Source organism: Amycolatopsis sp. NPDC021455 (genome assembly GCF_040640995.1).
Lineage (GTDB): Bacteria > Actinomycetota > Actinomycetes > Mycobacteriales > Pseudonocardiaceae > Amycolatopsis.
This window is the reverse complement of sequence record NZ_JBFACT010000007.1, coordinates 123,201-142,765: the sequence shown is the minus strand read 5'-3', so window position 1 is coordinate 142,765 and position 19,565 is coordinate 123,201. Positions and strand designations below refer to the sequence as shown.

The window sequence follows — 19,565 nt, the reverse complement described above, 5'->3', positions numbered from 1 at the left end:
CGATGAGGTCGTGGCGGGAGTTCGTGATCAGGGCACGTCGCAAGCCGGCGGTGGCGGCGATGGCCGCGCTTCTGGCGTTGAGCACGGCAACGCCGGCGTCTGCTGCCGCCGGGCTCGGGAGCGTCCCGCCGACGGTGTGCCGCGCGGACGTCCTGCAAGCCGGGCTCCCCCGGGCCGACGGCATCGTCACCGGAGCGACCCTGAACACGTCGGGCAGCTTCACACCGCCGGGGCAACCCGCGGTGACCGGCTTGCCGGCGTTCTGCCGGGTCACGATGGCGAAGCCGGACGGCGCCGGTCACGACATCGGCATCGAGGTGTGGCTGCCGACGGCCGGCTGGAACGGGCGCTTCCAGGGGGTGGGCGGCGGCGGATACTCCTGCGGCATCAGCTATCCCGCCCTCGGAAAGGCCCTCGGTAACGGCTATGCCGCCGCGTCGACGGACTGCGGGCACCAAGGCGGAAACCGGGACGGATCGTTCGCTTTGACCGCCGGGCGCCGGCTCGACTGGCCCCTGATCACCGACTTCGCTTCTCGCGGCATCCATGACATGACCGTGGTCGGCAAGGACGTGACGAAGGCGTTCTTCGACCGCCTGCCCAGCTATTCCTACTTCACCGGGTGCTCCACCGGCGGCCGGCAAGGCCTGATGGAGGTCCAGCGGTTCCCCGGCGACTACGACGGCATCGTCTCCGGCGCGCCCGCGATCAACTGGACCAGGTTCATCCCCGCCGAAATCTGGCCCCAGCTGGTGATGAACGAGGCCGCCGACTTCCTGCCCGCCTGCAAGCAGCAGGCCTTCACGGCGGCCGTCGTGAAGGCCTGTGACGCCCTCGACGGCGTCACCGACGGGGTGATCGGCAACGTCGACGCCTGCCGGTGGAATCCGCACGCCCTCGTCGGCACCGTGACCCCCTGCGGCACCGTCACGGCCACCGACGCAGACGTGGTGGCCAAGATCTGGGAGGGCCCGAAGACGGCCGGACGGCCCCTGTGGTTCGGTCTCGAACCCGGAGCGGACTTCTCCGGACTTGCGGGCACGACCACCGACGCCTCGGGGAACACTACCGGCGCGGCCTTCCCGATCACCGTCGCCTGGTTCGGCACCTGGCTGCAGCGCGATCCCGCCTGGGACTGGCGCACCCTGACCTTCAGCCGGTTCGAGCAGCTGTTCGCGCAGTCGGTCAAGGAGTTCGGTCCGACGATCGCCACCGACGACCCCGACCTCTCCGCGTTCGCCGCGCGAGGAGGCAAAGTGCTGCTGTGGCACGGACTCGCCGACGAGCTGATCTTCCCGCAGGGGACGGTCGACTACTACCAGCGCGTCCAACGCGCGATGCGCGGCGGGGCGGCCACAGCGCAGTTCGCCCGCCTGTTCCTCGCCCCCGGGGCGAGCCACTGCCGGAGTGCCGCCGGCCCGATGCCCGACGATCCGCTGGCAGCGGTCGTCGCCTGGGTCGAGCACGGCCGCGCACCCCAGACGGTCCCAGCTTCGCTGACCACACCGGCCGGCACCGAGGTGACCCGCAAGCTCTGCCCCTACCCCCAGGTGGCCCGCTACAACCGAACGGGAAATCCGGACGACGCCGACAGCTTCACCTGCGCCCGCACCTACCGGTGACGCCGATGGCCGGGCGGCCCGCACGGCGACCGAAACCCACCGTCTCAGCGTGTTTTCGCTGCGAGCTTCTCGAGCCGGGCCGGCACCGGGCAGACGTGGGCCCCCCTTTCCGGCTTCAAGGTGCCTCGGCGACCCGGCTGCTCACCGACGCCGAACTTCGCCCGATTCCCAAGCCCAGGCTGCGATCTCCACCCGGTTACGAGCACTCAGCTTGACCTGGATGCTCCCCAGATGAGGCTTCACTGTGGACAGAGAGACACATAGTTCGTCGGCGATCTCCTGGTTGCTCCGCCCCACCGCCACCAGCCGGACCACGGCGAGTTCCCGGTCGGTGAGCACCGGCGTACTCCGTTCCGCGGAGTCCGGGCGCGCCTGGGTGGCTACCGCGCCGCGTTGGAAGGCGCGGGAATCGAGTTCGACGACAAGCTGGTCGTACACGGCGACTTCCGCTACGAGTCCGGGCTGGCGGCCGCGGCGAAGATGCTCGACCTGCCCGACCCGCCGACCGCGATCTTCGCCGCCAGTGACGTCCAGGCGATGGGCGTCTACGAGCCGGCGCGGCAGCGGCAACTCCGCCTGCCCGACGAGCTCAGCGTGGTCGGGTTCGACGACGTGCCGATGGCGGAGTGGATGGCGCCGCCGCTGACGACCGTGCCCCAGCCGCTGGAAAAGATGGCGGCACTCGCCGTCCGGACACTGCTGTCCGGCAACACGGCCAACTTCAACCAGCGCGCCGAGCTGGCCACCAACCTGGTGGTGCGGGCCGGCACAGCCGCCCGCGACGGTAGGACGTCAGCGGAACTCCACACCGAGGCCGGGGACGCCGGTCTGCCACAACCGGCCGTCCTCGATCCGCACCTCGTCGGGCCCGCCAGCGCCCCGAGCGTCTCGAAGCGGGAACCGTCGACGAGCTCCACCGGTGTCTCGGGGTCGAGGGCGAGCGCCAGCTGGCCAGACAGCTCGGGCAACAGGTGCACCGCCAAGCGCACACCTCTGTCCCTCAGGTCGGCCGCGATGCGGAGCAGCGGAGTGATACCGCCGACCCGCACGACGTTGGGCCGCAAAACAGCGACAGCGCCGCTCGCGGCGAACTCGGCGAACCGGTGCCGCGTATGGAGGTTCTCGCCGCAGGCGATCGGCAACCCGGTCGCCTCGGCGAGCCGCCGGTAACCGTCAAGGTCCTCGGCGCGCAACGGCTCTTCGACCCACGCAGGACCGGACTCCGCGAGCGCCTTCATCGCACGCAGTGCCGTACGGATCGCCGGTCCTGGGTTCGACGCCACGTCTGCCCAGCGTGGTTCGAACGACGTCAGCGAGCTGCTCCAGCACGGAGGACCGGCGTTGGCGAACGTCGCCCGGCACGGCCAGCGAAGTGGCCGCCCGCACCGCCCCCGCCGGCGTGGTGACGGCGACGAGGGCGGGGGCGGAGTCGCGCTCCGACCGAGCGCGGGTGCGGGGTAGCCGGGTAGTCACGCCGCCCAGCTCTCCGACACACCCGATTCACCCCTCGGGTTCCCGGCGTGTCGCGCTCGGCCGGTGACGAGCCGTCGCGAATCCGAACGGTCCGTCGAGATTCCTGAACCCGCCGAGCGGGACCCCTCAGCGCGCAAAACGATGACGTCCTCGTGCGCGATCAAGTGCAGCGGCAAACCAGCCTCGCGCTGCTTACGGATGAAGTCGCGCTGGAAGAAGCTGCCGCGTGCGACCAGCTCGGTGTCGGCGACGCGGGCGAGCAGGGCGACGCACCGCTCGACCGGGACCAGCCCGGCCGCGGCGCCGCAGGCGATGACCTGGGAGGGCAAGTCGATCAGCTCGGCGTGCTCGCGCCACGGCCGGACGGTGATCGCGACGTGGCCGCCGGGGCGTAGGACGCGGGCGCAGGCGGTGAGGATGCGGGTGAAGCCGGCCAGCAGGCGGTGGTGGCCGATGTTGGCGAGGTTGCCGCGGTCGAGTGCGCTGCCGTAGCGGTAGTGGCGCTTGCTGACCTTGTCGACGCCGGGCTCCCGGTCGGTCTTGACCAGGCCGTGCACGGATGGCCCGTAGGGCGGCGAGGTGACGACCAGCGCGACCTGGCCGGCGTACTCGACGGGCAGGAGGGCTTCGAGCTGGCGGGCGTCGCCGCGGACGACCTGGCCGTCGTGGTCGTGGCCGCGCTCGTGCGCGAGTCGGAGATTCGCGCGGGCGATGTCGGCCCAGTGTGGCTCATACTCGACGCCGACCGCCCGCCGGCCGAGGTCGATCGCCTCCACCAGGGTGGTGCCAATTCCGCACATCGGGTCCAGCACCACCTCGCCCGGCTTGGTGTAGTGCTCGATGGCGTGCGCGGCGACGGCGGGCAGCATTTTGGCCGGGTGCGCGGTCGATTCCGGCACGTATCGGCCCTTGCGCTGCGCGGCCGGCGACGTCTGCGCGGTCGCCCACACCGACACCGGCAGCTCACCGAACTCCGCCAGCGTGTCGGCGGGCGGGGTGGTGTCGAGGGCGTCGATGAACGCGCGGGACAGCGGCATGGTCTGCTCGTCGGCTGATGCCTGCGTGGTATTCGGCGGCGTGGTGGTCATGGCGGTGCACATGCCTTTCGATCGGCTGGTCATCGGAGGTCTTCCGGCTGCGCGGCATCGGCGTGGGCTTGGGCGAAGACGAGGACGTCGCCATGCGCCGGCGTGTGTGTCCTCGGCACGGCGAGTTTTCGGCCGCCGCGCCCACCGTCGGTTCGGTCCATCACGGCGGGCGGCTGTAGGCGACCGTTCCGGATGGGCGTATGCAGGGTGACGATGTGCTGGAGGTAGAGGAGGTCGGCGTTTTGCGCGGCCGCGATCATCGGGCCGGACGGGTCAGTGAGCCGGCCGCTCGACCAGTCGCTGTGGGTGTAGACCGCGAGGACGCCACCAGAGGCGAGTGCCCGGCCGGCCGCGATCGCCAGCGTCTCCGCCGAGCCGTCTGCGCCGCGATCCGGTGGCAGCGATGTGATGACCAAGTCGACTCGCTCGCTGACCACCGCTGAGGCTGAATTCGTCTCGCCCCGCACGGCCTCCATGTCCGCGGTCGGCAATCCGAGTTTCGTGATCGCAGGGTGGCGACCGAGCGCGTGCACGGCGTCGAGCGCCGCGTCCAGTTCGCCCGCGCTGGTGGCGCGGCTCGCGGCCTCCTCAGCGGTCGGCCATGGTGCGAGCAGGACCCGAGCGCCGGGTGCCGAGAAGCTGGTCGTGATGGTTTCGATGATCGGCATCGGCCAGGTGGCTGTCGGGTCGATTGGGTCGGGCCCGGCCGTCCACACCGTCGGCGGAATCGGCGCGAGTTCGCGGCTGGTGGTCGATCGCTTCGGGGAGCGGCGAGTGCGAGCGCTCGGGTCGACGGGATCCGGAGCGCCCGGGTACGGGATGCCGTTGACGGTTCGATTGCGCTGCGGGCGGGTCGAGTCGTCTCGATTGGACGGCCGGTTGGCCGAGGACGGCGGGCGTCGAGTCACGAGCGGAACCTCCGGAAGCGGGCCACCAACCGATCGAGTCGAGTGGCTTCTGCGCGGTCGCCGGCTAACTCCGGCAAGGAGCTCGGTAAGAGACAGCGTCACGCCAAAACTGTGTTTGTCCCTCCGGCAGCCGAACCTCCGTGGCGAGGTTCGCGCAGGTCGGCTGCCGGATCACCGCTGCGATTTCGAGCCCGGGGTGCAGGCGTGAAACGGCTTTGAGGCGGCTTCGTCACGCCTCTGACCTGGGTTTGAAGCGGTTTTGAGGCGCCCCGGCGGGCTTCCTGACGGCGTCACCTTGCCATTCGCTGAGGAGTGCCGCCATGGACCAGCCCTCACCACCGAAAAGCTCAACATCCCGGCCAACAGCGCGTCCGCATGGCGAGCCCGGAGTGTTCGATATCGCCCGCACCGCGTTCGCCTGGCTGGTCACCGGACCGCACCCGGTCGCCCTCGACGGCCGCCGAATCTCCGGGCTGCCGCCGCGGCTGGTGCCGCTGGACGAAGTCGGCCGGCTGACCGTCGCGAAAGGATGTCCACAGCAGACGCGGGACGCGGTGTGGACAGCACTCGTGACGCGATCGCGGGCCGAGGGCGGCACGTGGACGGTCGCGTGCGTCGGGCTCGCGTTGCCGGTGCTGCTGCCGGTTGCGGCCAAGCTGACCAACCGGTTCCGCGGCGAGGTCCACGACATCCACGCCGCGGTGCTGACCGGCTTCCTCGAAGCGCTCACCGACGTCGACCTCACCCGGCCGGCCATCCTCGTGCGGCTGCGCTGGGCCGCCTACCGCGCCGGCCACCGCGCGCTGCGCGAGGCCCTCGACGCCGCGGCGCCAATCGCCGACCTCGGCTCTCGCGCACCTGGGCCGGAGCACGCCGGCGGACACCCCGATTTCGTTCTGCTCGCCGCCGTCGACGCCGGTGTCCTGACCGCCGCCGAAGCCGCGCTGATCGGCGACACGAGGTTCGGCCAGCTGTCACTGGCCGACGCTGCCCACGCACGCGGCCAGACGTACAAGGCGGCCCAGCAAGCTCGGCACCGCGCCGAACGCAGGCTCGGCCGATACCTCAACGCCCTCCGCGAGAACGACGCGACAACGCGGGCGGAGCCGAGGCGCACTGCCGAGTACGAGCCCGAGAAGACGCGGCGGCCGATGTCTCCCCGGCCGCCGAAATCCGGAGTTGGTGACCGCGGGACGCGAGTGCCCGCTCGCCCTCGCCCATCCCGGTCCACGTCGGAACCGGGCGCCGTTCAGGAGGCGTCCTCATGCGACTGATATCGCACAGCCCCGGTCACCGCTCACCCGTCCACCGGCCACCGAACCGGCATGACCACCACGCGGCGGCTGGAGTTCCCGCTCCTGCCACGAGCTGCCGTCGGCCCGGTTCTGTGCCGGAAGATCCGATCTCTCCAGCACGATCGTGTCGTCGTCCGGGCATGGTGCTCGGCTGCACGCTGGCTGCCGCGGCGCTGTTGCTCGGCGGGTCTACGGCCCGTGCGGACACCGTGCACTACGTCGCGCTCGCGCAGTCCGTCGATCAGGTCCTGACGAACATCCGCTCGTGGATCATGGGCATCCTCGCCGGCGTCGCGCTCGTCTTCCTGACCATCGGCGGGCTCCGCTACCTGATGGCGTCCAACGACCCCGGCGAGATCGAGAAGGCCAAAGGCGCGTTCAAGGCCGCCGGCATCGGGTTCGGGCTCGCCGCCCTCGCGCCGCTCGTCGTCGAAATCCTCAAGACCATCGTCGGCGGGGTGTAGCCGATGTCCGCCCGCGCCTCTCGCCGCTCGGTCGCACCGGGGAACCCCATCCGGTCGCGTCACCGCCGCTCATTCTGGCTTCTCGCCTTGGCGGCGTTGCTCGCGACGGTGCTCGGCGGCGTCGCCTCCAGGGCAGCCGCCGGCCCACGGCACACCGGCGCAGTTCAGCTCGCTCCGGCACAGCCACCGCTGCCACTGCCACCCAACCCAGGGTGCGAACCCGGCTCGACTGAACCGGTATGCCGCCTTCCGATCGCGAGTTCGGCCCCGCCGGTTCCAGCGACTCCGCTCCCGCCGATCACGGCACTGCCCACTCCGCCGTCGTGCTTTCCCGGGTCGCTGGATAACGGCTGTGCGCCGCCCACCAGCTCGCCGTGTCAGGGTCCGAACTGCATCCCGCAGCCGTCCACGCTCGTGCCGAGCACACCGCCACCGGCCCAGGTGCCGGGCGGCGCCGGTGTCGATGCCGCGGAATGCGGACTGACCGACCTGACCGGCTGCATGGTCGTCGCCGCCAGCGCGCTGCTCGCCGCAGTCGTCGCTGCGGGGATGAACCCGCTGCTGGACCTGCTCGGCAAGACGCTGCTGACCACGCCGGAGCCGGATCAGCTGCCGGGGCTCGGCGCGGTGTGGGCCGGTTCGTGGCACATCCTGCTCACCGCCTACGTGATCCTCGTGCTGCTGGCCGGACTGATCATCATGGGCTACCAGACCCTGCAGGCCCGCTACACCGTCAAGGAACTCGCCCCGCGCCTGGTCGTGGGTTTTCTCGCCGGGACGCTGTCGCTGTTCCTGATGACCAAGGGCGTCCAGGTCGCCAACGCGCTGTCGGCCGCAGTGCTCGGCGAGGGCGTCGACCAGGCGCAAATGACGCACAGCTTGATCACGATGGTGCAGAGCTCCCTCCACGGCGGCGGCATCTTCCTCGGCATCCTCGGGCTCGTCCTGGTGGCGATGCTGCTGGCCCTGCTGGTCGTCTTCGTCGTGCGGGTGATGGTGACGATCCTGCTGGTCGCCGCCGCCCCGATCACGCTGATGTTCCACGCCCTCCCCCACACCGAAGGCATCGCCTACCTCTGGTGGAAAGGCAGCGGCGGCGTCCTGCTCATCCAGGTCGGTCAGTCGTTGACGCTCGTGGTCACCGTGCGGGTGTTCTTCGCACCCGGCGGGTTCACCCTCTTCGGGCCGTCGCTCTCCTCGCTGATGAACCTGCTGCTGTGCATCGCGCTGATGTACGTGCTCATCAAAATCCCGTTCTGGTTCCTCGCCCCGCTGCGCTCCGGGCGGCCCTCGATGCTCGGGCGGATCGCGCGCGGCGTCATCGCCTACAAGACGATGGGCCTGCTCTCCGGCGCAGCAGCCAGCCGCGCCACCTCACGAGGTCGCGTCGGCGCACCGAGCGCGCCGCCGAATCCGCCAGCGACGCGGTCCGGACAGTTCATGCTGCCGATGAAACTGCGCCGCTCCACCAACTCGCGGCAAAACCCCCGCCGCGGGTGGGACGAACTCCCCCGCGCCGGCGCGCTCGACGGAACGCCGGGGCCGGGTCAGCTGTCGTTGTCCACGACGCGCACCGGCGACTCGACGGTCCGGACCAACCCGCGCGCGCTGCCGCTGAAGGACCTGCCGAACGCGCTGCCCGCCGACCAGCTCGGGTTGCCGATCAGCGTGCGCCGCGCCCCCGACCGGACCCCGCGACGCACGCTCGCCGACGACCTCGCCGCGCCGACCCCGGCCGCTCGGCCACCGCGGCAGCCGGGCCTGCTGACGCCGGACGGGCGGATCAGCCGCAACGCGCGCCCGCCGGCGAAGCTGCCGAACGCGCTGATCGCGCCGAGCGCGGGCATGCTGCCGATCCACCTGCCGCCGCAGACCCCGCGGCCCGCTCGACGCAGCCTCGCCGACGACCTCGGCAACCCAGGCCGAACCAACCGTGTACCGCAGACCGGGCCCGGCCTGATCACACCCTCCGGTCAGATCAACCGTGCGGCACGCGCCCACCGCCGTCCTGCGCCCGATGCCTTCAGCGGGAACCGGTCACTCGCGTCCGGGCAGTACCCACTCCCCCTCGGTCTCCGCCGCCAGCCGAAACCCGAATCGCCAGCAGCACCGGCACCAGTGCGCAAGCGCACCGGGAACCAGCTGCCCCTGCCGCTGAATCTGCCGCCGCGGCGTCGTCCCAAGAAGTGAGGTAGCCAGGTCATGTCCCGTCCCGTGCGCATTCCCGCCGACGTCGACCGCCCCGACCGCGTGCTCGGCCCGCTCACCGCGCGGCAGCTGACGATCCTCGGCGTCACCGGCCTGCTGCTCTACGCCCTCTACGGCGCCACCCGCAGCGTCCTGCCACTGCCGCTGTTCCTTCTCGTCGCGGTCCCCGTCGGGCTCGCGGTCACGGTGGTCGCGCTCGGCCGCCGGGACGGTGTCCCACTCGACCGGCTGCTGCTGGCCGCCATCCGTCAGCGCTTCACCCCGCGCCGCCAGGTCTCCGCGCCGGAGGGAGTCGGGCCGGTGCCGGCCTGGCTCGCCGCCGAGTCCGAGGAGGACGACGTGGCGCCGACGCCGCTGGAGCTGCCCGCGCGCGGGGTCGACGACGGGATGAACGCCGGCGTCGTCGACCTCGGCGACGACGGTCTCGCCGTGATCGCCGCGTGCTCGACCGTCAACTTCTCGCTGCGCACGCCCGCCGAACAGGAAGCCCTCGTCAGCTCGTTCGCCCGCTACCTGCACTCGCTGACCGCGCCCGTACAGTTCCTCGTGCGCGCCGAACGGCTCGACCTCGCCCCGCAGATCGACCAGCTACGCGACCGCGCCGGCGGACTCCCTCACCCCGCACTCGAAGCCGCCGCGCTCGACCACGCCGACTACCTCGCCCAGCTCGGCCAGCACGCCGACTTACTGCGCCGCCAAGTGCTGCTCGTTCTCCGCGAGCCCACGCGCTCCGCCGTCGTCGACAGCGTCAGCTCGACCTGGGAACACCTCCGGCGACGATCCGCCGCACCTGCGGCTGACGGGCCGGCTCGACAGGCAGCCGAGCAGCGTCTCGCCCGGCGGCTCAACGAGGCGGTCGAGCTGCTCACCGCGGCCGGGATCGTCGTCACCGCGCTGGACGCCACGACCGCGACCGGAGTGCTCGCCGCGGCATGCAACCCCGACACCTTCCTCCCGCCCTCGGCCGCGCTGGCCGGCGCCGGCGACATCGTGACCGCCGCCCCCGCCGCCGACTTCTATGACGAGATCGAAGGACGGTGAGCACGATGACCCGCACCCGGCAATCCGGCTCTGCAGCGGCGACGTTCACGCCGGACTCGCTGTCGATCGGCGCACGGCATCTCGAGGTCGGCAATGAATGGGTCGCCTCGTTCGGGGTCACCGGCTACCCGCAGGAGGTCTACCCTGGCTGGCTCGACCCGCTGCTGACCTACCCCGCCCGCCTCGACGTCTCCGTCCACGTCCAGCCAGTCGACCCGGTCACCGCCGCCAGCGGCCTGAAGAAGCAGCGAGCTCGGCTGGAGTCCTCCCGCCGTCACCACGCCCGCCACGACCAGCTCGACGACCCCGATCTCGACGCGGCAGCCGACGACGCCGCCGACTTGTCCCGTCGGATCGCCCGCGGCGAAGGCCGGCTGTTCAAGTTCGGTCTCTACCTGACCGTCCATGCACCCGACGAGCGGGCGCTGGCCGAGGAGGTGTCGGCGCTGCGGTCGTTGTGCGCGTCGCTGCTGCTGGACGCCAAACCGGCCACCTACCGGTCGCTGCAAGGCTGGGTCACCACGCTGCCACTCGGGCTGGACTCCCTCGGTCTGAAAAGGACGTTCGACACCGCCGCCGCGTCCGCCGCATTTCCTTTCACATCACCGGACCTACCCGCGACGGATCCGACGTCGAATTCGCCCATTGGCGTGCTCTACGGCTACAACGTCGGCTCCCAAGGCCTCGTGCACTGGGACCGCTTCACCTGCGACAACCACAACTCCGTGGTGCTGGGCCGATCCGGCTCCGGCAAGTCCTACCTGGTCAAGCTCGAAACCCTGCGCAGCCTGTACCGGGACATCCAGGCATTCGTCATCGACCCCGAAGACGAATACGCCCGCCTCGCCGACCAGGTCGGCGGCGCCTACGTCCACCTCGGCGCCGGCGGCGTCCGGCTCAACCCCTTCGACCTACCCATCCACACCACCGCAACCGGGCGGCGCACCGCACCGCAGGACGCACTCAACCGCCGCGCCCTCTTCCTGCACACCGTGCTCAGCGTGTGCCTCGGCGCCGAGCTGACCGCCGGCGAACGCGCCGTCCTCGACACCGCCCTCACCACCACCTACGCCAACACCGGCATCACCAACGACCCGCGCACCTGGACCCGACCGGCGCCGCTGATGCGGGACCTGCGCGACGTCCTGGCGGCCAATGGCGACTCCACGGCTCGAGAACTCGCGGCCCGGCTGCACCCGTTCGTCGACGGCGCCTTCGCCGACCTCTTCTCCGGCCCGACCACCACCACACCCGACGGCCACCTCGTCGTGTTCTCCCTGCGAGACCTGCCCGACGAGCTCAAAGCGATCGGCACCCTGCTGACCCTCGACGCCATCTGGCGAAGGGTGTCCAACCCGGCCGACCGACGACGGCGGCTGGTCGTCGTCGACGAGGCATGGCTGCTCATGCAATCCCCCGACGGCGCGAAGTTCCTCTACCGGATGTCGAAAACCTTCCGGAAACACTGGGCCGGGCTCACCGTCGCCACCCAGGACATCGACGACGTCCTGCACAGCGAGCTCGGCCGCGCGATCGTGGCCAACGCCGCGACCAGCGTGCTGCTGCGCCAATCCCCGCAGGCGATCGACCAGATCGCCGCGACCTTCAACCTCTCCGAAGGCCAGCGCCAGTTCCTGCTCACCGCCGACCGCGGCCAAGGCCTGCTCGGCTCCGGCACCGAATGGGTCGCCTTCCAAGCCCTCGCCTCACCGACGGAAGACGTCCTCGTCACCACAGACCCGGAGTTCCTGGCAGCCCAGCAGGACTCCGAGTCGAACCCGGACTGGGTCGAGCTGTGAACAGGACATGCGGTGCTTCAGCGGTCGACTTCGTCGATCCACTCGATCGTCCCCACCACACCGTCCTTCAATGTCGCACCGGCGGCGATGGCGGTAGCTCGACGGTGGGCCTCCCGGACGAGCGAAGGCCACGGCTGAGCGAAGTCGAGTTCCGTCTCATTGTCGGGCAGCGAAAGCCCGTACCGCGTGTCGGGTTCGACTTGCCACAGCTGAAAGTACAACGTCACCTGACCGTGCGCGGCGAGGTCGTCGAAAACCTCGGGCAGCCGGGTCGATGGCCACGCCTCTGCACCGTCAGAGATGATGATCCGCAGGCCGGCGGTCAGCGGCGGGACAACCGGCTTCCGTGCGCCGAGCGCGGTCAACGCGTACCGGTAGCCCACGGGTTCGCTCCAGTCCGGAGGGACGCCCTTCCTTCGGCACGCGTGGTAGGCCTGCCACAGCACCGGCACGGCTTCGGGGACGGGGAAATCGATCAGAGCGAGCGCGGCCCATTCGCGCACGGTGTCGTGCTCGCTGGTCAACAGCTCGATCAACGACGGCACAGCGCGGGTATCGCCGAGTGCTTCGATGATCTCGATGGCGCACAACTGCCCGTACCGGGTCAACGTGGGCAAGCACCGCAGCAGTGGCGTGATCACGTCGCTGTCGCGGCCGCGATGGGTCAGCGCGGCCTGCGCGTCCATCGCGTCTTCGACGCTGTCGGCGTCGAGTTGACGAACCAGCCTTTCCAGCTCGTCGCCTTCGCCCCCTCCGGCCATGCCGTCCCCTCTTCCCCTCGTGATCACGACTTCACCAGCCGACGTCGTCCAGGCCCAATTCTCAGTCACCGCGATTCCAACGGACAGCGAATTTCGCCCGCTGCTCGCTTGCACCGGAGGTCCGTGGAGTCATGAACCGGCAGCTTTCACTTCTTTACCGGGGTTGGGTCGGGGGCTACCTGACTGACCCCTGGAACGCCGTACACCAGCTCCTGACCTACGCGGGCGCCTGGGCGATGCGCTGGGGACCACTCGTTGTGCCGTTGCTCATTGCCCTCACAGCGGCCCAGGCCGTCGGCCGACGTTGGTGGCGAAGCCGGTGCCACGCCGCGCTGCTCGCCGACGCTCGATGCGTCACCGTGCTCGCCCCGCCCACCGTCGATCCCGCCGGCGGCGTCCTGCTGTGGTCCAACCTCGTCGGTCTGCTGCGGCCGAGCTGGCGGCGATGGCTCACCGGTCAGCCGCATCTGGCCTGGGAGTACCGGTTCTCCGAACACGGCGTCACCCTGCGGCTGTGGGTCCCGGGCGTGATCCCGCCGGGCCTGGTCGAGCGCGCGATCGAAGCCGCGTGGCCCGGCACGCACACCCGCGCCGTCGCCGCCGACCCACCGCTGCCCGAGCCGAAGGACCGGCGGGTCATCACGGTGGGCGGTCAGCTGCGGCTGGCTCGTTCCGAGGCGTTGCCGATCCGGACTGGGTTCGATGCCGACCCGATCCGCGGGCTGTTGGGCGCGCCGGTCGGCCTCGGCCGGGACGAGCACGCCGCCGTGCAGGTCCTTGCCCGGCCGGTAACCGGCCGCAGGGTGAGCCGAGCTCGGCGTGCCGCCCGACGGGTCCACGCCGGCGCGTCGGGGCGGCTCGGCGGCCGGCTGCTCGACCTGGTCACGCCAGGCGCGTCGGCGAGCCGTTCCGGGAGTACGCGCGATGCGCGCCGGATCAGCCAGGATCCGCAGCTGTCGCTGGAGTACTCCGCACAGAACCGAGCCATTGTCGGCAAGCAGCGCGGCTCCCAGTACGAGACCCTCGTCCGCTACGCCGTCACCACCCACCTCCCGGCCGACGCCACCGACACCGACGTCCGGCAGGCGCGGGACACCGCGCGCGGCCGCACGCACGCCCTGGCCGCCAGCTTCGCCGCCTACACCGAGCACAACCACTACACCCGAACCCGTCTCCGCCACCCCATACAGGCGCTCTCGTCTCGGCGCCTCGACCGCGGCGATCTGCTGTCCGTCCCTGAGCTGGCCGCGATCGCGCACCTGCCGGTCGACGCGGAGATCCCCGGCATCGAGCGCGCCGGCGCGAAAGCCGTCGCCCCGCCACCGGGCATCGCCGTCCCCGGACCCGAGGTCAAACCGCTCGGCGTCGCCGACACCGGCCACGCCCGCCCCATCGGGCTACGCGTGCCGGACGCCCGCCACCACCTGCACGTCCTCGGCGCCACCGGGTCCGGGAAGTCGACGCTGCTGGGCAACCTGATCCTCGACGATGCCGATGCCGGCCGCGGCGTCGTGCTCATCGACCCCAAGGGCGACCTCGTCACCGACGTCCTCTCCCGGCTACCCCGCCAGGCCGCGGACCGGGTCGTGCTGTTCGACGCCGACTCCCGGCAACGCCCGCCGTGTCTCAACCCCCTCGAAGGTGGCGAGACCGACCGCGAGGTCGACAACCTCGTCTCCGTCTTCCGCCGCATCTACTCCGCGTTCTGGGGCCCGCGCACCGACGACCTCATGCGCGCCGCCTGCCTCACCCTCCGCGCCCAAGACGGCGTGCCCACCCTCGCCGACCTCCCCAAGCTCCTGACCAGCGAAGCCTTCCGGGCCCGGATCACCGGCGGCTTGACCGACCCGGTCCTGGCGGGGTTCTGGGAGTGGTACGACGAGCTCACCGACTCCAGCCGCAGCCAAGTCATCTCCCCGCTGATGAACAAGCTCCGCGCCTTCCTGCTGCGCCCGTTCGTCAAAGACGCGATCGCCGGCGGCCGGTCCACCGTCGACATGAACCAGGTCCTCGACCAGGGCGGGATCTGCCTGGTCCGGATCCCGAAGGGCTCGCTCGGGGACGAGACGACCCGGCTCGTCGGCTCGTTGGTCGTCGCCCGCACGTGGCAGGCCACCACCGGCCGGGCCCGGGTCCCGCAGCGCGAGCGCCCGGACGCGTCGCTGGTCATCGACGAGTGCCACAACTTCCTCAACCTGCCTTACCCGATCGAGGACATGCTCGCCGAAGCCCGCGGCTTCCGCCTGGCCATGACCCTCGCCCACCAGCACCTCGGCCAGCTCCCCCGCGAACTCAAGGAAGGCATCTCCACCAACGCACGATCGAAGATCTTCTTCAACGCCTCCCCCGAAGACGCGCACGAACTCGCCCGCCACACCGCACCGCGGCTGTCCGAACACGACCTCGCCCACCTCGGCGTCTACCACGTCGCCGCCCGGCTCGTCGCCCACGGCGCCGAAACCGAGCCCTTCACCATGACCACCACCCCGATGCGGCCCGCTGTCCCCGGCCGCGCCAAAGAGATCCGCGCCGCCATTCGCTGGCAGTCGACGCCCACCGGCAGGACGGCTCCCCCGGACCGCACGAAGCGGGACAGCGCGCGCCCGGCGCCCCACGGCCGTAAGACCGATCCGCGCCGCGCCAAGCACGGAGGTTCACGGTGATCACCACCACGACCCGGCAGCACCAGCTGCGCCAGCACCTTCCCGGCCGCACCGCTGCGCGCGCGGCCAGCTCGGTGGAACACCAGGCCGCCCTCGCCGCGCGGCTCACGCCGCGGGACAAGTGGCTGCTGGCGATGCTGCACGAGCACCGCGTCCTCACCTCGGCCCAGATCGAGGACGCCGCGTTCCCCTCCGGCCGCTCCACCCGCCAACGCCTGCGCGAGCTGTACCTGTGGCGCGCGGTCAGCCGCTTCCAGCCCTTCCGCCAGCTCGGCTCGGCACCCATGCACTACGTGCTCGGACCCGCCGGCGCCGCCGTGCTGGCCGCCGAACACGGCCTCGACGTCAAAGACCTCGGCTACCGCCACGACCGCGCCATGGCCATCGCCCACAACCAGCGCCTCGCCCACACCGTCGGCGTCGGCGACTTCTTTACCTCCCTTATCGCGCGCAGCCGCCGGGACCATCATGAGGTCACTGCATGGTGGTCGGAGGCCCGCTGTGCCCGTCACTTCGGTGACCTCGTCATCCCCGACGCCTACGGCCGCTGGCGGAGCACAGCCGGCGAGCTGGAGTTCTTCCTCGAGTACGACACCGGCAGCGAGTCCCTGACCAAGGTCGCCCGCAAGCTGTTGGCCTACGCCCGGCTCGCCGACTCCACCGGCATCGCCACCCCGGTGCTGTTCTGGTTCCCCAGCAGCCGCCGCGAGGCCGGCGCCCGCACCGCGCTCACCCGCCTCCACACCGACCTCGAACGGCCCGCCGACGTCCCCGTCGCCACCGCGGCCGCCGACCTCCTCGACCCGGCCGCCGACTGCCCGAGCCCAGCCGACGAGGTCTGGCTCCCGCTCAGCACGAGGCCATCCAAGCCGACATCGCCGCGATACGAGCTCGGCGCCCTGACGAACGCCTGGCCGCACCTGTCGCCGCCCGCGGCCTCGGCGCTCGACGACTCCACCGATGGTGCGTCTGGCCAAGCGACGGCATACCGGCTGCCGCCGCCCTGGCCTACGCCGCCCAACTCGAGTCCCCGCCGCGCTCGCCATCCCCGTTCCTGACCGCCCGAGGAGGTGTTCACGGCCTATGGGTTCGAAGATCGCCGTTGGCGTAGCAGAAGTTCTAGCGATGGTTCCGTTTCTGCTCGGCGCGGTCCCGCAAGCGGTCGTCAACTCGCTCGCCGGCGCCGGCGGCATGAGCTGCACAACCGATGAGGCGCACGTCGGCGAGGTCCCCGGCTACGAGCCTGACCAGCTCGCGAACGCGGCAATCATCACCGCGGCCGGCCGGCAGCTGCAGGTCCCCGCGCCCGGGTGGGTCATCGCCGTCGCGGTCGCCATCCAGGAGTCGACGCTCCGCAACCTCGACCATGGCGACCGCGACAGCCTCGGCCTCTTCCAGCAACGCCCCTCCCAGGGCTGGGGCACACCCGAGCAGATCATGAACCCGACCTACGCCGCGACCCAGTTCTACCGGCACCTCCAAGCGGTGCCCGGCTGGCAGCAGATGAGCCTCAACGACGCCGCACAAGCCGTCCAGCACTCCGGCACCCCCGCCGCCTACGGACGTCACCAGCAGGACGCCGAAGCGATCGTCGCCGCGGTTGCCGGAGTGAGCTGCGAGAACTCTGGCGGTGACTGCTCGAACATCACCGCACCGACGCCCGCCGCGCTCACCGCCATCAACTACGCGTGCGGGCAGCGCGGTCTGCCCTACGTCTGGGGCGGCAACGGCCCCGAGGACGGCGACGCCGGGTTCGACTGCAGCGGCCTGACCCGAGCCGCCTACGGCGCGGCCGGCGTCTCATTGCCGCGCACCTCGCGCGAGCAGTACGCCGCCGGACCGCGCGTACCCACCGGCGCGCCGCTCCTGCCCGGCGACCTCGTCTTCTACGCGACCGCCGGGCGCGTCCATCACGTCGGCCTGTACATCGGCGGCGGCAACATGATCGACGCACCCGACTTCGGGAAGCCTGTACAGGTCGAGGCCTATCGGTATCCGGGCGACGACTACATCGGCGCGACCAGACCAACCGGGGTTCGTTGAGGCTTCAGCACAAGCACTTCTGGGCGATACGTATGTCTTGTTTGGACGAACGCTTGACATCGAGCGGTGCACGGAGCGTCCATAGACGTGTAGCCCGAACCACCGGATGCGCACCGGCGGGCGAACGCCCCGGCCGGGGCATGACCACCCACCGCTTCTCCCAGAAACGGAGCACGTCATGCCCGCAACCCAACCGACCGACACCAAACCCGAAACCGCAGAAACGAAGGTTCGCCGCGCCCTGAAGGAACATCCCGGCACGACCGCCGCAACGCTGGCCAGCGCGGCCGGAGTCGGCCGCTCCACAGCTACGAAGATCCTCTCCCGCTGGGCCGCCGAAGGGCTCGTAATCCGGACCGACGGAAAAGACCAGTCGGTCCCCGTCACGTGGGCGATCCGCGACGAACAAAACGACGACACAGCCGAAGTCCTGGAAACCGGCGAAGACGTGCCCACTGCAGCAGAACGGGGCAAGGACAACCCTGCTGACGATGCCGACACCTCGTTGCCCGGCGACAGCACTGCCTCTGCCCCGACAACATCCCAGGATACGGCCGACGCACCGACGAAGGAGCGACTGCCGAAGGGCGCGCTTTACGAGCTGGTAAGGGAATTTCTGCAGGCGCATCCCGGCGAAGAGTTCGGCCCCGCCAAGATCGGCACCGAGTTGGTCCGATCCAGCGGCGCAGTGAACAACGCCCTGGAGAAGCTCGTCACCAACGGGCTGGCAACGAAAACGTGCGAGGCGCCGAAGCGCTTCACCGCCAGCTGACCACCAGGGCAACAAGACGGGGCGGATCACCGTGATGGTGACCCGCCCCCGTCGGCGCTGGAGGACGACGGCAAGGAACTTCACTGCGTCGCCTGCTGGTTCACGTCAGCCGGTAAAGAAGATGCACTCGTCGTCGCAGTCCTGCGCGCCAGCGGTGGCAACGAACGGACAGTCACCCCCGGTGCGCCTTGGTGAAGGTAACGCTACCGTCAGGATGCTCGAATATGTGCAGTGCGCCGCCGTGGCGGTACGCCCAAGCGATGTCGTCGGGGTCGATGCGCTTTTCACCATCGAAACCGTGAGTCATTGCAGCAGCGCACCGATCGCACCGTGGACATGAGGTGAGAGGGTCTGCGTGGCCGGTGGGGCGGCAAGGATTTCCGTGGCCCTGACGAGGAGACGCTCGGTCAGCGAGCCCAGAGCGGTGGCGGCGTGGATGTCAGGGCTTGGTCGCGGCGTGTCGTGCCACCAGTTGCTGGGCGCGTCAGCGGCGAGACTCGTCCACGTCATCTGGTCACTGAGCACCTCGGCGACCGCGAAGCTCTGGTTGATGTAGTAGCCGCGCTCGACGCGTGCTCGAAGCGTGCGTCCGGCAAACTCGACTACGCGGGTGTGGTGGTAGCTGGTCGGGGTAGCGCCTGTCGCTTCGTCGCGTTCAGTCGTCGAGGCGTTCATCGTGATCTCCTTTGTCTTCGTGCGGAATTTCCTGCTCTTGCGGTGCCTATTCAGGCCGTCATGTCAAGACAAACCCCAACAGCCGAGCCAACTCTGGCGCGATTTCGACGGCGTGATCACGAGGAACAAAGAACGACATCTCCACGTACGGCGAGCGAGTGTTCAACTGGATGCGGGACTGCCCGTCGCCGAGTCGGCACGAGGTGATGCTCGGCGATCCGGGGACGACGCGCACCGGGCCGCCGAATGTTTGTGCAAGGTCGATTGCGGCCGCGCGTTCTTGCGGCAATCGCTTGTGACGTTGAGCGTTGCGCGCTCGGATGCGGCTGGCCCAATCTCGATAGGTGGGCAGCACTTCCTCTTCGAGGCGGTCGGCGACGTCCTTGATAGGTGTGCGGGTCTCCACGAGCACGGGGCGCGGTTGATGTTCCTTCGGGAAGAACCAGCCCGGCGGGTAGGTCAGCCGATGGTGGACGTTCGCGTCGGGCTCGGACCAGCCGGTTGCGAATTCGTCTTCGTCGTATGGCAGGACGGGGTGGATGGTGTAGGCCCACGGCCGGAGGTGCTTGACCGGATCAATGCGGAGGGCTTCGCCTGCCGGGCCCAGGAGCACCGTGCAGCCGTACAGACTCGTCATGTAGCCGGAGGTGCGCAGGTAGGTCACCAAGCCCCACGATCCGTCCAGTTCGGCTGCCAGATCGAGTGCTGCACTCATGATTCGTTCGTCGCGGGTAGTCATGGCGGCTCGCCTTT

The 19,565-nt window shown here is 70.4% G+C and carries 15 protein-coding genes and 3 pseudogenes; 11 read left to right on the top strand and 7 right to left on the bottom strand.

The genetic code is table 11. The features are described from left to right. Window positions 1-2: 2 nt before the first annotated feature. The gene (locus AB0G28_RS12895) at window positions 3-1,622 is read left to right on the top strand and encodes a tannase/feruloyl esterase family alpha/beta hydrolase (RefSeq protein ID WP_361087236.1); all 1,620 of its coding nucleotides are present in this window, start codon (window positions 3-5) and stop codon (window positions 1,620-1,622) included. Between the two features lie 141 nt (window positions 1,623-1,763). On the opposite strand, the pseudogene AB0G28_RS12890 reads toward AB0G28_RS12895, so the two are convergent. Further along, window positions 1,764-1,958: pseudogene (locus AB0G28_RS12890) on the bottom strand (helix-turn-helix transcriptional regulator); the annotation flags it as partial. A 57-nt stretch (window positions 1,959-2,015) separates the two neighbouring features. Here AB0G28_RS12890 and AB0G28_RS12885 point away from each other — a divergent pair. Continuing rightward, a pseudogene (locus AB0G28_RS12885) lies at window positions 2,016-2,327 on the top strand (substrate-binding domain-containing protein); the annotation flags it as partial. 290 nt (window positions 2,328-2,617) lie between these two features. On the opposite strand, the pseudogene AB0G28_RS12880 reads toward AB0G28_RS12885, so the two are convergent. From AB0G28_RS12880 to AB0G28_RS12870, 3 genes and pseudogenes are all read right to left on the bottom strand, one after another. Further along, window positions 2,618-2,860 (bottom strand): annotated as a pseudogene (locus AB0G28_RS12880) (enolase C-terminal domain-like protein); the annotation flags it as partial. Window positions 2,861-3,091: 231 nt separating this feature from the next. Beyond that, window positions 3,092-4,183: a DNA methyltransferase gene (locus AB0G28_RS12875; RefSeq protein WP_361087465.1), complete on the bottom strand. Its 1,092-nt coding sequence runs from the start codon at window positions 4,181-4,183 to the stop codon at window positions 3,092-3,094. A gap of 29 nt (window positions 4,184-4,212) precedes the next feature. Next, a complete protein-coding gene (locus AB0G28_RS12870) occupies window positions 4,213-4,851 on the bottom strand; it encodes a hypothetical protein (RefSeq protein ID WP_361087233.1) in 639 nt (212 codons plus the stop codon). A gap of 629 nt (window positions 4,852-5,480) precedes the next feature. On the opposite strand from AB0G28_RS12870, the gene AB0G28_RS12865 reads away from it, so the two are divergent. The 5 genes from AB0G28_RS12865 (at window position 5,481) to AB0G28_RS12845 (ending at window position 11,898) form a co-directional block, all read left to right on the top strand. Further along, a complete protein-coding gene (locus AB0G28_RS12865) occupies window positions 5,481-6,365 on the top strand; it encodes a sigma-70 family RNA polymerase sigma factor (RefSeq protein ID WP_361087230.1) in 885 nt (294 codons plus the stop codon). A 161-nt stretch (window positions 6,366-6,526) separates the two neighbouring features. After that, the gene (locus AB0G28_RS12860; RefSeq protein WP_361087228.1) at window positions 6,527-6,850 is read left to right on the top strand and encodes a pilin; all 324 of its coding nucleotides are present in this window, start codon (window positions 6,527-6,529) and stop codon (window positions 6,848-6,850) included. 414 nt (window positions 6,851-7,264) lie between these two features. Then, window positions 7,265-9,040, top strand: a complete 1,776-nt coding sequence (locus AB0G28_RS12855; RefSeq protein WP_361087225.1) for a hypothetical protein — start codon at window positions 7,265-7,267, stop codon at window positions 9,038-9,040. 12 nt (window positions 9,041-9,052) lie between these two features. Beyond that, window positions 9,053-10,099, top strand: a complete 1,047-nt coding sequence (locus tag AB0G28_RS12850) for a PrgI family protein (protein ID WP_361087222.1) — start codon at window positions 9,053-9,055, stop codon at window positions 10,097-10,099. Window positions 10,100-10,104: 5 nt separating this feature from the next. Next, a complete protein-coding gene (locus tag AB0G28_RS12845; protein WP_361087219.1) occupies window positions 10,105-11,898 on the top strand; it encodes an ATP-binding protein in 1,794 nt (597 codons plus the stop codon). 17 nt (window positions 11,899-11,915) lie between these two features. On the opposite strand, the gene AB0G28_RS12840 is transcribed toward AB0G28_RS12845, so the two are convergent. Then, complete coding sequence (locus AB0G28_RS12840; protein WP_361087216.1) at window positions 11,916-12,659, bottom strand: HEAT repeat domain-containing protein; 744 nt, start codon at window positions 12,657-12,659, stop codon at window positions 11,916-11,918. Window positions 12,660-12,790: 131 nt separating this feature from the next. Between AB0G28_RS12840 and AB0G28_RS12835 the strand changes: the two genes are divergently transcribed. The 4 genes from AB0G28_RS12835 to AB0G28_RS12820 all read left to right on the top strand — a co-directional run bounded on the left by AB0G28_RS12835 (window position 12,791) and on the right by AB0G28_RS12820 (window position 18,137). Beyond that, entirely contained in the window at window positions 12,791-15,322 is a 2,532-nt protein-coding gene (locus AB0G28_RS12835) for a DUF87 domain-containing protein (protein WP_361087213.1), read from the top strand. Continuing rightward, window positions 15,319-16,380, top strand: coding sequence for a replication-relaxation family protein (locus tag AB0G28_RS12830; protein WP_361087211.1), 1,062 nt, complete (start codon window positions 15,319-15,321; stop codon window positions 16,378-16,380). The genes AB0G28_RS12835 and AB0G28_RS12830 overlap by 4 nt, the downstream gene beginning before the upstream one ends. Before the next feature lie 25 nt (window positions 16,381-16,405). Then, a complete protein-coding gene (locus tag AB0G28_RS12825; protein ID WP_361087208.1) occupies window positions 16,406-17,365 on the top strand; it encodes a C40 family peptidase in 960 nt (319 codons plus the stop codon). 178 nt (window positions 17,366-17,543) lie between these two features. Next, window positions 17,544-18,137 (top strand): hypothetical protein, encoded by a 594-nt coding sequence (locus AB0G28_RS12820; protein ID WP_361087205.1) that lies wholly within the window; start codon window positions 17,544-17,546, stop codon window positions 18,135-18,137. A gap of 303 nt (window positions 18,138-18,440) precedes the next feature. Here the strand turns inward: AB0G28_RS12820 and AB0G28_RS12815 are convergent, their stop codons facing one another. Then, a complete protein-coding gene (locus AB0G28_RS12815; protein ID WP_361087202.1) occupies window positions 18,441-18,812 on the bottom strand; it encodes a hypothetical protein in 372 nt (123 codons plus the stop codon). A 58-nt stretch (window positions 18,813-18,870) separates the two neighbouring features. After that, complete coding sequence (locus AB0G28_RS12810; RefSeq protein ID WP_361087199.1) at window positions 18,871-19,551, bottom strand: hypothetical protein; 681 nt, start codon at window positions 19,549-19,551, stop codon at window positions 18,871-18,873. Window positions 19,552-19,565: the final 14 nt, after the last annotated feature.